Consider the following 14409-nt stretch of genomic DNA (forward strand, 5'->3'; position numbering starts at 1 on the left):
GCTGGTTTTTTGAATGCATAACGATAAAGATCTCTCTACGTGGCAGACCTTCCGCCGACTGTGGCCAACCATAGCGCCTTTTAAAGCAGGTCTGATCGTGGCGGGCATAGCGTTAATTCTCAACGCAGCCAGCGATACCTTCATGCTATCGCTCCTCAAGCCATTACTGGATGATGGTTTCGGTAAAACGGATCGCTCAGTGTTGCTGTGGATGCCGCTGGTGGTTATTGGGCTGATGATATTACGAGGCATCACTAGCTATATCTCCAGCTACTGTATTTCATGGGTGTCAGGCAAGGTGGTAATGACCATGCGCCGTCGCCTGTTTGGCCATATGATGGGAATGCCCGTTGCTTTCTTTGATAAACAGTCTACCGGTACGCTGCTGTCGCGTATTACATACGATTCAGAACAGGTTGCCTCTTCTTCATCTGGCGCGCTGATTACCGTGGTGCGTGAAGGGGCATCGATCATCGGATTGTTTATCATGATGTTCTATTACAGCTGGCAGCTGTCGATCATCCTGGTTGTTTTAGCGCCGATTGTGTCGATTGCGATTCGCGTTGTCTCAAAGCGGTTCCGCAGCATCAGTAAAAATATGCAGAACACGATGGGACAAGTGACTACCAGCGCTGAACAAATGCTGAAAGGACACAAAGAGGTACTGATTTTTGGCGGTCAGGAAGTCGAAACTAAACGCTTTGATAAAGTCAGCAATAAGATGAGACTGCAAGGCATGAAAATGGTCTCTGCCTCGTCAATTTCCGATCCTATCATTCAGCTCATTGCCTCGCTGGCGCTGGCGTTTGTCCTCTATGCTGCGAGCTTCCCAAGCGTAATGGATAGCCTGACGGCAGGGACCATCACCGTGGTGTTCTCCTCCATGATCGCGCTGATGCGTCCATTAAAATCGCTGACAAACGTTAACGCGCAGTTCCAGCGTGGGATGGCGGCTTGTCAGACGTTGTTTGCGATTCTGGACAGCGAACAGGAGAAAGATGAAGGTAAACGTGTCATTGACCGCGCGACCGGCGATCTCGAATTCCGCAATGTGACGTTTACTTACCCGGGCCGTGAAGTGCCGGCATTGCGTAACATCAATTTGAAAATTCCTGCCGGGAAAACCGTGGCGCTGGTGGGGCGTTCCGGATCGGGTAAATCAACTATCGCCAGTCTGATCACCCGTTTCTACGATATTGATGAAGGACACATCCTGATGGATGGTCACGATCTACGCGAATACACTCTGGCCTCTCTACGTAATCAGGTGGCGCTCGTTTCGCAAAACGTGCATCTGTTTAACGACACGGTCGCCAATAACATTGCTTATGCCCGGACGGAAGAATATAGCCGCGAGCAGATTGAAGAGGCGGCGCGCATGGCCTATGCCATGGACTTTATCAACAAGATGGATAATGGCCTGGATACCATTATCGGCGAAAACGGCGTACTGCTTTCCGGCGGTCAACGCCAGCGTATCGCGATTGCCCGCGCCTTACTGCGCGACAGCCCGATTCTGATCCTTGATGAAGCTACGTCCGCGCTGGATACCGAATCTGAACGTGCGATTCAGGCAGCGTTGGATGAGCTGCAGAAAAACCGTACCTCTCTGGTGATTGCGCACCGTCTCTCCACCATCGAACAGGCGGATGAGATCGTTGTAGTCGAAGACGGTATTATCGTTGAGCGCGGCACTCATAGCGAGCTGCTGGCGCAACACGGCGTTTACGCCCAGCTACATAAGATGCAATTTGGCCAATGATTGCGCGTATCTGGTCGGGTGAATCCCCGCTATGGCGGTTACTGCTGCCGCTCTCCTGGCTGTATGGCCTGGTGAGCGGGGCGATTCGTCTGAGCTATAAGCTTGGTTTGAAACGCGCCTGGCGAGCGCCAGTACCGGTGGTTGTGGTAGGGAATCTTACGGCTGGCGGTAACGGTAAAACCCCCGTAGTCATTTGGCTGGTGGAAAAGCTGCAACAGCGTGGCGTGCGCGTGGGGGTCGTTTCCCGCGGCTACGGCGGGAAAGCTGCCGCTTATCCGCTACTTCTGACGCCGGAGACGACAACCGCAGAAGCGGGAGATGAACCGGTATTGATTTATCAACGGACCGGCGCGCCTGTCGCGGTAGCGCCTGAACGCGCCGCGGCGGTGAAAGCGATTCTGGCGGCGCATAATGTGCAGATTATTATCACCGACGATGGGTTGCAGCATTACCGGCTCGCGCGAGATATTGAAATTGTGGTGATTGACGGGGTGCGCCGTTTTGGCAACGGCTGGTGGCTTCCTGCCGGTCCTATGCGCGAACGCGCCAGTCGCCTGAAAACCGTAGACGCCGCTATCGTCAATGGCGGCGTCGCCCGGGCGGGTGAAATACCCATGCAGCTAGCGCCTGGACTGGCGGTGAACTTACGTACGGGAGCGCGTTGCGATGTGGCGCAACTGAGCAATATTGTGGCGATGGCGGGCATCGGTCATCCGCCGCGCTTTTTCGCCACGCTGGAAGCCTGTGGCGCGCATCCGCAAAAGTGCGTCCCGCTGGCCGATCATCAAACGCTCGCCCCTGCTGACGTTCAGGCGTTGGTCGGTGAAGGGCAGACCCTGGTAATGACGGAAAAAGACGCGGTGAAATGCCGTGCTTTTGCCGAAGATAACTGGTGGTTCTTACCGGTTGATGCGCGTTTGTCCGGTGAGCAGCCTGATAAGTTGCTTGAACATATCACCTCGCTGGTTCGCTAGCGTCCCCCAATGCAGCGGCAGTGATGAATTTATGGAGTCATGAATGTCATTGCCGTACCTTTCTCTTTCCCAGGCCCGGTGTCTTCACCTTGCTGCGCAGGGGCTATTGAAAAAGCCGCGCCGTAACGCGATGCCTGGCGATGTTCTTGCCGCCATCTCACGCATGGCGTTGCTGCAAATTGATACCATCAATGTTGTCGCACGTAGCCCCTATCTGGTGCTGTTTAGCCGTCTCGGTTCGTACCCGCAGGCCTGGCTGGATGAGGCGCTGCGACGCGGCGAGTTAATGGAATACTGGGCGCATGAGGCCTGTTTCTTACCACGCCGCGACTTTAAACTTATCCGCCATCGTATGCTGTCGCCGGAAAAGATGGGCTGGAAATATCGCGCGGCATGGATGCATGAGCACGCGGAAGAAATAGAACAGCTAGTGCGGCATATTCAGGAGCAGGGTCCAGTGCGTTCTGCCGATTTTGAACATGCGCAGAAAGGCGTCAGCGGCTGGTGGGAATGGAAACCACATAAACGCCACCTTGAGGGTTTATTTACCGCCGGAAAAGTCATGGTTGTTGAGCGGCGTAATTTTCAACGTGTATATGATTTAACGCCCCGTGTGATGCCGCACTGGGATGATGAACGCGATGGACTGTCACAGCCGCAGGCGGAAAGCCTGATGCTGGATAATAGCGCGCGCAGTCTGGGGATTTTCCGTGAACAGTGGCTGGCGGATTACTACCGCCTGAAACGTCCTGACCTGAAGGGATGGCGGGAGAGCCGGGCGGAACAGCAGCAGATTATTCCGGTCGAGGTGGAAACGTTGGGGCGGATGTGGCTTCATGCCGATCTTCTTTCGCAGCTGGAACCGGCGCTGAATAACGCCTTAAAGGCGACCCATAGCGCAGTACTGTCGCCTTTCGATCCTGTGGTATGGGATCGCAAGCGGGCAGCGCAGCTTTTCGGATTTAACTATCGGCTGGAATGTTATACGCCTGCGGCGAAGCGCCAGTACGGTTATTTTGTGCTGCCGCTATTATACCAGGGCCGTTTAGTCGGGCGAATGGATGCCAAAATGCATCGTAAAACGGGGGTGCTTGAGGTTATCTCGCTGTATCTGGAGGACGATATTCGTCCTGGCGTTAATCTGCAAAAAGGAATCTGGCAGGCTATTAGCGCGTTTGCTGCCTGGCAACGGGCATCGCGCGTGACGCTGGGACAATGTCCGCCAGGCCTGTTTAGCGCCATGCGTCATGGCTGGGAAATAGACCCTCCACCCTAACCGATTATGTTAATATTGAAGGATTCACAATCCGGTCCATCTGGAGGAACTATGGATCATCGTCTGCTTGAAATCATCGCCTGCCCGGTATGTAACGGCAAACTCTGGTATAACCAGGAACAGCAAGAATTAATTTGCAAACTGGACAATCTCGCTTTCCCGTTACGCGACGGCATTCCTGTATTGCTGGAAAATGAAGCTCGCGCCCTGACATCTGATGAGAGTAAATCATGAGTTTCGTCGTCATCATTCCGGCCCGTTTTTCATCTACCCGACTGCCAGGCAAACCATTAGTGGATATTAATGGTAAGCCCATGATTGTTCATGTCCTGGAGCGGGCGCGCGAATCTGGCGCGGAACGCATTATTGTCGCGACCGATCATGAAGACGTGGCTCGTGCGGTAGAAGCGGCTGGCGGCGAAGTGTGCATGACGCGCGCCGATCACCAGTCCGGCACCGAACGGTTGGCGGAAGTGGTAGAGAAGTGCGGATTCAGCGACGATACCGTTATTGTGAACGTTCAGGGCGATGAGCCGATGATCCCGGCGGTTATTATTCGCCAGGTCGCGGAAAATCTGGCGCAGCGCCAGGTTGGCATGGCGACGCTGGCGGTGCCGATTCACAGCGCCGAAGAAGCGTTTAACCCGAATGCGGTAAAAGTCGTGCTGGATGCTGAAGGCTATGCGCTTTACTTTTCCCGGGCGACGATTCCCTGGGATCGCGATCGCTTTGCAAAAAGTCTGGAAACGGTAGGGGATACTTGCCTTCGTCACCTGGGCATTTATGGCTATCGCGCGGGATTTATCCGCCGTTACGTGAGCTGGCAACCCAGCCCGCTGGAACATATTGAAATGCTGGAGCAACTCCGTGTGCTGTGGTACGGCGAAAAAATTCATGTCGCTGTCGCCAAAGCGGTGCCCGGCACGGGCGTAGACACCGCCGACGACCTGGAGCGCGTGCGCGCTGAAATGCGTTAACATGATCCTGTTCATGATCGTCTTAGACGGTCATGAACAGCGCGGTATGATAGCGCAAAGATGAATACTCACGTCTGCTCATCAGTGGCGGCTTTCTCGTACCGTTACGATTTTCCTCATTTTTCTTTTCTTCCCTTGATCTGATACGGGTGACATCTGTCCATACGACGCTCATTATTAAAGCAGTAGCACTAATGGGGGTAATCTGGAATGGAACAGTTGCGGGCCGAACTCAGTCATTTGTTGGGTGAAAAACTTAGCCGTATAGAGTGCGTGAATGAGAAAGCGGATTCCGCATTGTGGTCATTATATGACAGCCAGGGAAATCCGATGCCGCTGATGGCGCGAAGTTTTACCACTCCCGGCGTTGCGCAGCAACTGGCATGGAAAACCTCAATGCTGGCGCGTAGCGGTACGGTGAGGATGCCGGTAATCTATGGCGTATTGACGCATGAAGAGCATCCTGGTCCGGATGTGCTGCTGCTGGAACGACTGCGCGGTGTGCCGGTCGAGGCGCCGGCGCGCACTCCGGAACGCTGGGAACAGCTAAAAGATCAGATTGTCGAAGGGCTGTTAGCCTGGCATCGGCAGGATAGCCGCGGTTGCGTTGGCGCCGTAGACCATACTCAGGAGAATATCTGGCCTTCCTGGTATCGTCAGCGGGTGGAGGTGCTGTGGACGACGCTAAATCAGTTCAGCAATACCGGCCTGACGATGCAGGACAGACGCATTCTGTTTCGTACCAGAGAATGTCTTCCTTCGTTATTTGAAGGGTTTAACGACAACTGCGTACTGGTGCATGGCAACTTCTGCCTGCGCAGTATGCTTAAAGACGCCCGTAGCGATCAGCTTCTGGCGATGGTCGGCCCCGGGCTGATGCTGTGGGCGCCGAGAGAGTTCGAACTGTTTCGCCTGATGGATAATCCATTGGCGGAGGGATTGCTTTGGCATTATCTGCAACGCGCGCCAGTGGCGGAGTCCTTCATCTGGCGGCGTTGGCTCTATGTGCTGTGGGACGAGGTTGCGCAATTGGTCAATACCGGACGTTTTAACCGTACCAATTTTGATCTGGCGGCGAAATCATTACTCCCCTGGCTTGCCTGATATGCCTTTCAGCCATTGCCAAAGTCGCCCTAATGTTTCATACCCAGCGCGATCGCTGTGCATCAGCCAGACCGGGGACGGAATTGCCCGCTCCCAGGGATTGAGCGGCGAATCGATCGCCAACTGATTCGCCGGCGCGGGAAGCGGATTCAGCCCTGCATGCTGAAAGAAAATCATCGCACGCGGCAAATGCGAGGCGGAGGTTACCAACAGGAAAGGGGCGTCGCCGATGGCCTGCTTAACGGCGGCGGCTTCTTCTTCCGTATCTTTTGGCTTATCCAGCGTAATAATATCGCTACGCGGTACGCCCAGCGACTGCGCCACCCGCGCACCGACTTCCGCCGTGCTTACCGTATTGGTTTTTGCTACGCCGCCGGTAAAAATCAGCCTGGCTCCCGGATTCGCGCGCCACAGCCGAATGCCTTCCGCCAGCCGTGGTAAGCTGTTGTTAATTAAATTAGAGCTCGGCGCCCACTGCGGGTTCCAGGTATAGCCGCCGCCGAGAACCACAATATATTCCACCTTTTGCGGACCCTGCCAGGTAGGGTAGCGGTTTTCTATCGGACGCAGCAGATGGTCGGAAACGGGTTGCAGGCTTAATAGCAATAGCGCCAGCCAACCTACGCTGATAAATACTTTTCCGGTCTTCTGAAAGCGGCTAAACCAGAGCAGCGCCAGGCCGACGCCAATGCTCAGCAACATCAGCGGAAGCGGCAATAACATACCGCCAATCACTTTCTTTAGCGTAAAAAGCATCCTTTTTGGTTCCTTTTTTAACCATATAGCGGAGGATTAACGGTGATATTACACCAGACAGGTTCATTCTGGCCGCGGCTGTGACAAAATAGCGGTTTTATCAGATAACGCCTGAGCCAGCCTGTGGAGAGTCCGATGCAGGATCGCAATTTTGATGACATTGCTGAAAAGTTTTCCCGTAACATTTACGGCACGACCAAAGGACAACTGCGGCAAGCCATTCTGTGGCAAGACCTGGATCGCGTGCTGGAGGAGATTGGCGGGCGAAAACTGCGGGTACTGGATGCCGGCGGCGGCGAAGGGCAAACGGCGATTAAGATGGCGGAACGCGGCCATCAGGTGACGTTATGCGATCTGTCTGGCGAAATGATCGCCCGCGCGCGGCAGGCGGCCGAGGCAAAAGGTGTGAGCAAAGACATGCATTTTATACAATGCCCGGCTCAGGACGTCGCTTCGCATTTGGAAAGCCCGGTTGATCTGATATTGTTTCATGCTGTGCTGGAGTGGGTAGCCGATCCTGTCGGCGTATTAGAAACGCTCTGGTCAGTATTGCGCCCTGGCGGCGCGCTGTCGTTGATGTTCTATAACGCTAACGGTTTGCTGATGCACAATATGGTGGCGGGTAATTTTGACTACGTGCAGGCGGGGATGCCTAAACGCAAGAAGCGCACGCTGTCGCCTGACTACCCGCGCGACCCCGCGCAGGTGTACCAGTGGCTGGAGGCGATTGGCTGGCAGATTACCGGTAAAACCGGCGTGCGTGTGTTTCATGATTATCTGCGTGAAAAACACCAGCAGCGTGACTGTTATGAGACCCTGGTCGAACTGGAAACGCGTTATTGCCGCCAGGAGCCGTATATTAGCCTTGGGCGCTACATTCATGTCACCGCGATTAAAAGCCCGGCGCTAGCCGCAGATGCAAGGATAACCTATGAGTGAATTTTCCCAGACAGTCCCCGAACTGGTTGCCTGGGCCAGAAAAAACGACTTTTCCATCTCGCTGCCGGTAGACAGACTTTCCTTTCTGCTGGCGGTCGCCACGTTGAACGGCGAACGCCTTGACGGCGAGATGAGTGAAGGCGAGCTGGTGGATGCATTCCGCCATGTGAGTGATGCGTTTGAGCAAACCAGCGAAACCATCGGCGTGCGCGCTAATAACGCGATTAACGATATGGTGCGTCAACGTCTGCTGAACCGCTTTACCAGCGAGCAGGCGGAAGGCAATGCGATTTACCGATTAACCCCGCTCGGGATTGGCATCACCGATTACTACATTCGTCAACGCGAATTCTCTACGCTGCGTCTTTCTATGCAGTTGTCGATTGTGGCCGGCGAATTGAAGCGCGCGGCGGATGCGGCAGCGGAGGGGGGCGATGAGTTCCACTGGCATCGCAACGTTTACGCGCCATTGAAATATTCGGTGGCGGAGATTTTCGACAGTATCGATCTCACCCAGCGCATCATGGATGAACAGCAGCAGCAGGTGAAAGATGATATCGCACAACTGCTGAATAAAGACTGGCGGGCGGCGATTTCCAGCTGTGAATTGCTGCTTTCCGAAACGTCCGGTACGCTGCGCGAGTTGCAGGATACGTTGGAGGCGGCGGGCGATAAGCTGCAGGCTAACCTGCTGCGCATTCAGGATGCCACGATGACGCACGACGATCTGCATTTTGTCGACAGGCTGGTGTTTGACTTACAAAGTAAACTTGACCGCATTATCAGTTGGGGTCAGCAGTCTATTGATTTATGGATCGGCTACGATCGTCACGTGCATAAATTTATCCGTACCGCGATCGATATGGATAAAAACCGTGTCTTCGCCCAGCGGTTGCGCCAGTCCGTACAGACTTATTTTGACGATCCGTGGGCGCTAACCTACGCGAATGCCGATCGTCTGCTGGATATGCGCGATGAAGAGATGGCGTTGCGTGACGATGAAGTCACCGGGGAGTTGCCGCCGGATCTGGAATATGAAGAGTTTAACGAGATCCGCGAGCAGTTAGCGGCCATCATTGAAGAACAGCTGGCTATCTACAAAACCAGACAAACGCCACTGGATCTTGGGCTGGTGGTGCGCGAGTATCTGGCGCAATACCCGCGCGCGCGTCATTTCGACGTGGCGCGTATTGTTATCGATCAAGCGGTACGTCTTGGCGTAGCGCAAGCAGATTTCACCGGACTGCCAGCCAAATGGCAGCCGATTAATGATTACGGAGCCAAGGTACAGGCGCATGTCATTGACAAATATTGAACAAGTGATGCCGGTTAAGCTGGCGCAGGCGCTGGCGAATCCGTTATTTCCGGCGCTGGATAGCGCATTACGTTCGGGCCGCCACATTGGGCTGGACGAACTGGATAATCATGCCTTTCTGATGGATTTTCAGGAATACCTGGAAGAGTTTTACGCGCGTTATAACGTGGAACTGATCCGCGCGCCGGAGGGATTCTTCTACCTGCGTCCGCGTTCTACCACGCTTATTCCGCGCTCGGTGTTATCCGAACTGGATATGATGGTCGGTAAAATTCTCTGCTACCTCTACCTTAGCCCGGAGCGTCTGGCCAACGAAGGGATCTTTACTCAGCAGGAGTTGTACGACGAGCTGCTTACCCTTGCGGACGAAGCCAAACTGCTAAAGCTGGTGAATAACCGCTCGACGGGATCTGACGTTGATCGTCAGAAACTGCAGGAAAAGGTGCGTTCTTCTTTAAACCGCCTGCGTCGTTTGGGCATGGTATGGTTTATGGGCCACGACAGTAGCAAATTCCGCATTACCGAATCGGTCTTCCGCTTTGGCGCGGATGTCCGCACCGGCGACGATCCTCGCGAGGCGCAGCGTCGTCTCATCCGCGACGGGGAAGCGATGCCCATTGAAAACCATCTGCAACTTAATGATGAGACCGAAGAGAGTCAGCCGGACAGTGGAGAGGAAGAATAATGATTGAACGCGGTAAATTTCGCTCGCTAACGCTGATTAACTGGAACGGTTTTTTTGCCCGCACTTTTGACCTGGATGAACTGGTCACGACGTTATCCGGGGGCAACGGCGCCGGGAAATCCACGACGATGGCGGCGTTCGTCACGGCGCTGATCCCGGATCTTACATTACTGCACTTCCGTAACACCACGGAAGCCGGCGCCACCAGCGGTTCGCGCGATAAAGGTCTGCACGGTAAGCTGAAGGCGGGCGTCTGTTACTCCATGCTCGACACCATTAATTCCCGCCATCAGCGGGTGGTGGTCGGCGTGCGTCTGCAGCAGGTCGCTGGGCGCGATCGCAAAGTGGACATCAAACCGTTCGCTATCCAGGGGCTGCCGATGTCGGTACAGCCGACACAACTGGTGACGGAGACATTAAACGAACGTCAGGCGCGCGTACTGTCGCTTGCTGAGCTGAAAGACAAGCTTGACGAGATGGAAGGCGTGCAGTTTAAGCAGTTTAACTCCATCACCGATTATCATTCGCTGATGTTTGACTTAGGGATTATCGCCCGTCGTCTGCGTTCCGCTTCCGATCGTAGTAAATTCTATCGTTTGATAGAGGCCTCGCTGTACGGCGGGATCTCCAGCGCCATTACCCGATCGCTACGCGATTATTTATTGCCGGAAAACAGCGGCGTGCGCAAGGCGTTCCAGGATATGGAAGCGGCGCTGCGCGAGAACCGACTCACGCTGGAAGCGATTCGTGTTACCCAATCCGATCGCGATCTGTTTAAGCATTTGATCAGCGAAGCCACCGATTATGTGGCGGCGGATTATATGCGCCACGCCAATGAGCGTCGGGTTCACCTTGATCAGGCGTTGGCGTTTCGACGCGAACTGTACACATCGCGCAAACAACTGGCGGCGGAGCAGTACAAGCACGTCGATATGGCCCGTGAGTTGGGCGAACATAACGGCGCCGAAGGTTCTCTTGAAGCGGATTACCAGGCGGCGAGCGATCACCTGAATCTGGTGCAAACCGCGCTGCGCCAGCAGGAAAAAATTGAACGCTACGAAGCGGATCTTGAAGAGCTGCAGATTCGACTCGAAGAGCAAAATGAAGTGGTGGCGGAAGCCGCCGAAATGCAGGACGAAAATGAAGCGCGTGCCGAAGCCGCCGAGCTGGAAGTCGATGAACTCAAAAGCCAGCTTGCGGATTACCAGCAGGCGCTGGATGTACAGCAAACGCGCGCGATTCAGTATAACCAGGCGATATCAGCGCTTGCCCGCGCTAAAGAACTTTGCCATCTACCGGATCTAACGCCGGAAAGCGCCGCCGAATGGCTGGATACTTTCCAGGCAAAAGAGCAGGAAGCTACGGAAAAACTGCTGTCGTTGGAACAAAAAATGAGCGTGGCGCAAACCGCGCACAGTCAGTTTGAGCAGGCTTATCAGCTGGTGGCGGCGATCAACGGCCCGCTGGCGCGTAGCGAAGCCTGGGACGTGGCGCGCGAGCTGTTACGGGACGGCGTGAACCAGCGTCATCTGGCGGAACAGGTACAGCCGCTGCGGATGCGTCTGAGCGAACTGGAACAGCGGCTGCGCGAGCAGCAAGAGGCGGAACGTCTGCTGGCGGAGTTCTGTAAGCGACAGGGCAAAAATTTTGATATTGACGAACTGGAAGCGCTGCATCAGGAGCTGGAAGCCCGCATCGCGTCCTTGTCTGATAGCGTGTCGTCAGCCAGCGAACAGCGTATGGCCTTGCGTCAGGAGCAGGAGCAGCTTCAGTCGCGTATTCAACATCTGATGCGGCGTGCGCCCGTCTGGCTGGCGGCGCAAAACAGTCTGAACCAGCTTAGCGAACAGTGCGGCGAGGAGTTTACGTCCAGCCAGGAAGTGACCGAATTCCTGCAACAGCTACTGGAGCGTGAGCGCGAAGCCATTGTCGAACGCGACGAAGTGGGCGCGCGTAAAAATGCGGTTGATGAAGAGATCGAACGTTTAAGCCAGCCGGGCGGCGCGGAAGATCAGCGTTTGAATGCGCTGGCGGAGCGTTTTGGCGGGGTACTGCTGTCGGAAATCTACGATGATGTCAGTCTTGAAGATGCGCCGTACTTTTCCGCACTGTATGGCCCGTCGCGCCATGCGATCGTCGTACCGGATTTATCGCAAATAGCCGAACAGCTTGAAGGTCTGACCGATTGTCCGGAAGATCTGTACCTGATCGAGGGCGATCCGCAGTCTTTTGATGACAGCGTATTCAGCGTTGACGAGCTGGAAAAAGCGGTGGTCGTGAAAATTGCCGACCGCCAGTGGCGTTATTCGCGTTTCCCGTCGCTGCCTATTTTTGGCCGTGCGGCGCGCGAGAACCGTATTGAAAGTCTCCATGCGGAACGGGAAGTGCTTTCCGAGCGCTTTGCCACGCTCTCGTTTGACGTGCAGAAAACCCAGCGTTTGCACCAGGCGTTCAGCCGTTTTATCGGTAGCCACCTTTCCGTTGCCTTTGAGGACGATCCGGAAGCGGAAATTCGCCGACTGAACGGGCGTCGCGTCGAGCTGGAGCGCGCGCTGGCGACGCATGAAAACGACAACCAGCAGCAGCGCCTTCAGTTTGAGCAGGCGAAAGAGGGCGTTTCCGCGCTTAACCGTTTGCTGCCGCGGCTGAATTTATTGGCCGATGAAACGCTGGCCGATCGGGTCGATGAAATTCAGGAACGGTTGGATGAGGCGCAGGAAGCGGCGCGATTTGTGCAGCAATATGGCAACCAGTTAGCCAAACTGGAGCCGGTGGTTTCCGTTCTGCAAAGCGATCCGGAACAGTTTGAGCAGTTAAAAGAAGACTATGCCTGGTCGCAGCAAATGCAGCGCGACGCGCGCCAGCAGGCTTTTGCGCTGGCTGAAGTCGTCGAACGTCGGGCGCATTTCAGCTATTCCGACTCGGCGGAAATGCTGAGCGGCAACAGCGATCTCAACGAAAAGCTGCGCCAGCGGCTGGAGCAGGCGGAAGCCGAGCGTACCCGCGCCCGCGAAGCGCTGCGCAGCCATGCCGCGCAGTTAAGTCAGTACAGCCAGGTCCTGGCCTCGCTAAAAAGCTCTTACGACACGAAAAAAGAGCTGCTTAACGATTTGCAGCGCGAATTACAGGATATTGGCGTTCGCGCCGACAGCGGGGCGGAAGAGCGTGCCCGCCAGCGTCGCGATGAACTGCACGCCCAGTTGAGCAATAACCGTTCGCGTCGCAATCAGCTTGAGAAAGCGCTCACCTTCTGCGAAGCGGAGATGGAGAACCTGACCCGTAAGCTGCGCAAGCTGGAGCGCGATTATCATGAAATGCGCGAGCAGGTTGTGACCGCGAAAGCCGGCTGGTGCGCAGTCATGCGGATGGTGAAAGACAATGGCGTGGAACGCCGTCTGCACCGTCGTGAGCTGGCTTATCTGTCGGCGGATGAACTGCGCTCCATGTCGGATAAGGCGTTGGGCGCGCTGCGCCTGGCCGTCGCGGATAACGAACATCTGCGCGACGTATTGCGCCTGTCGGAAGATCCGAAACGCCCGGAACGTAAAATCCAGTTCTTTGTGGCCGTTTACCAGCATCTGCGCGAACGTATTCGTCAGGATATTATTCGTACCGACGATCCGGTTGAAGCCATTGAACAAATGGAGATTGAACTGAGCCGTCTGACGGAAGAGCTGACATCGCGTGAGCAAAAGCTGGCGATCAGTTCCCGCAGCGTGGCAAACATTATCCGCAAGACTATCCAGCGTGAGCAGAACCGTATCCGTATGCTGAACCAGGGGTTGCAAAGCGTCTCGTTTGGCCAGGTGAATAGCGTGCGGTTAAACGTCAACGTGCGTGAAACGCATGCCACCTTGCTGGATGTGCTTTCAGAACAGCAGGAGCAGCACCAGGATCTGTTTAACAGCAATCGTCTGACCTTCTCCGAAGCGCTGGCGAAACTGTACCAGCGTCTGAATCCGCAGATCGATATGGGGCAACGCACGCCGCAGACCATCGGCGAGGAGCTGCTGGACTACCGTAACTATCTGGAAATGGAAGTTGAAGTTAACCGTGGGTCCGACGGCTGGCTGCGTGCGGAATCCGGCGCGCTATCAACGGGGGAAGCTATCGGGACCGGGATGTCAATTCTGGTGATGGTGGTGCAAAGCTGGGAAGACGAAGCGCGCAGACTGCGCGGGAAAGATATTTCGCCATGTCGCCTGCTGTTCCTCGATGAAGCGGCGCGTCTGGATGCGCGCTCTATCGCCACGCTGTTTGAACTATGCGAACGTTTGCAGATGCAGCTCATCATCGCTGCGCCGGAAAACATCAGTCCGGAGAAGGGCACGACGTATAAACTGGTGCGTAAAGTGTTTCAGAATACTGAGCATGTTCATGTTGTCGGGCTGCGTGGCTTTGCGCCGCAGCTTCCGGAAACGCTTCCCGGTACGCAGACGGAAGATACGCCTTCAGAAGCGAGTTAAACACGGCAGAAACGATGAAGTGCCCGATGGCGCCTCGCTTATCAGGCAAGGCCGGATAAGTCGGTTACGCCGCCATCCGGCACAACAAGTTCTGTTTTATCATTAGCCTGGGGCGGCGAAGGCCGCCTTTTTCTTTATCTGAAAAATCTCTCCGG

At 55.2% G+C, this 14409-nt stretch carries 11 protein-coding genes; 10 read left to right on the forward strand and 1 reads right to left on the reverse strand.

Annotated elements, in window-relative coordinates:
• The first annotated feature begins 13 nt into the window (after positions 1-13).
• The 6 genes from msbA (at position 14) to EOS97_RS18390 (ending at position 6093) form a co-directional block, all read left to right on the forward strand.
• A complete protein-coding gene (gene msbA / locus EOS97_RS18365) occupies positions 14-1762 on the forward strand; it encodes a lipid A ABC transporter ATP-binding protein/permease MsbA (protein WP_000551246.1) in 1749 nt (582 codons plus the stop codon).
• Positions 1759-2736, forward strand: a complete 978-nt coding sequence (gene lpxK, locus EOS97_RS18370; protein WP_000561698.1) for a tetraacyldisaccharide 4'-kinase — start codon at positions 1759-1761, stop codon at positions 2734-2736. Before msbA ends, lpxK begins: the two co-directional genes overlap by 4 nt.
• Before the next feature lie 43 nt (positions 2737-2779).
• Complete coding sequence (locus tag EOS97_RS18375; protein WP_000056929.1) at positions 2780-4012, forward strand: winged helix-turn-helix domain-containing protein; 1233 nt, start codon at positions 2780-2782, stop codon at positions 4010-4012.
• Positions 4013-4063: 51 nt separating this feature from the next.
• Positions 4064-4246 carry a protein YcaR gene (ycaR, locus tag EOS97_RS18380; protein WP_000350061.1) on the forward strand — a complete coding sequence of 61 codons (183 nt, stop codon included), beginning with the start codon at positions 4064-4066 and terminating at the stop codon, positions 4244-4246.
• Positions 4243-4989: a 3-deoxy-manno-octulosonate cytidylyltransferase gene (gene kdsB / locus EOS97_RS18385; protein ID WP_000011576.1), complete on the forward strand. Its 747-nt coding sequence runs from the start codon at positions 4243-4245 to the stop codon at positions 4987-4989. The genes ycaR and kdsB overlap by 4 nt, the downstream gene beginning before the upstream one ends.
• 210 nt (positions 4990-5199) lie before the next feature.
• On the forward strand, positions 5200-6093 hold the full coding sequence (locus EOS97_RS18390; RefSeq protein WP_000436894.1) for a YcbJ family phosphotransferase: 894 nt from the start codon (positions 5200-5202) through the stop codon (positions 6091-6093).
• On the opposite strand, the gene elyC is transcribed toward EOS97_RS18390, so the two are convergent.
• Entirely contained in the window at positions 6073-6849 is a 777-nt protein-coding gene (gene elyC / locus EOS97_RS18395; protein ID WP_000899569.1) for an envelope biogenesis factor ElyC, read from the reverse strand. The two genes, EOS97_RS18390 and elyC, sit on opposite strands and share 21 nt — an antisense overlap.
• A 135-nt stretch (positions 6850-6984) precedes the next feature.
• Here elyC and cmoM point away from each other — a divergent pair, with 135 nt between their 5' ends.
• From cmoM to mukB, 4 genes are read left to right on the forward strand one after another with little or no spacing between them, the layout of a single operon-like run.
• Positions 6985-7788 carry a tRNA uridine 5-oxyacetic acid(34) methyltransferase CmoM gene (gene cmoM / locus EOS97_RS18400; protein ID WP_001154025.1) on the forward strand — a complete coding sequence of 268 codons (804 nt, stop codon included), beginning with the start codon at positions 6985-6987 and terminating at the stop codon, positions 7786-7788.
• Entirely contained in the window at positions 7781-9103 is a 1323-nt protein-coding gene (mukF, locus tag EOS97_RS18405; protein ID WP_001288828.1) for a chromosome partition protein MukF, read from the forward strand. The genes cmoM and mukF overlap by 8 nt, the downstream gene beginning before the upstream one ends.
• Complete coding sequence (gene mukE, locus EOS97_RS18410) at positions 9084-9788, forward strand: chromosome partition protein MukE (protein WP_000060027.1); 705 nt, start codon at positions 9084-9086, stop codon at positions 9786-9788. Before mukF ends, mukE begins: the two co-directional genes overlap by 20 nt.
• Entirely contained in the window at positions 9788-14254 is a 4467-nt protein-coding gene (gene mukB / locus EOS97_RS18415; protein ID WP_000572741.1) for a chromosome partition protein MukB, read from the forward strand. The genes mukE and mukB overlap by 1 nt, the downstream gene beginning before the upstream one ends.
• Positions 14255-14409 lie beyond the last annotated feature (155 nt).

The sequence above is a fragment of the Salmonella sp. SSDFZ54 genome (assembly GCF_004010735.1).
Taxonomy (GTDB): Bacteria; Pseudomonadota; Gammaproteobacteria; order Enterobacterales; family Enterobacteriaceae; genus Salmonella; species Salmonella enterica.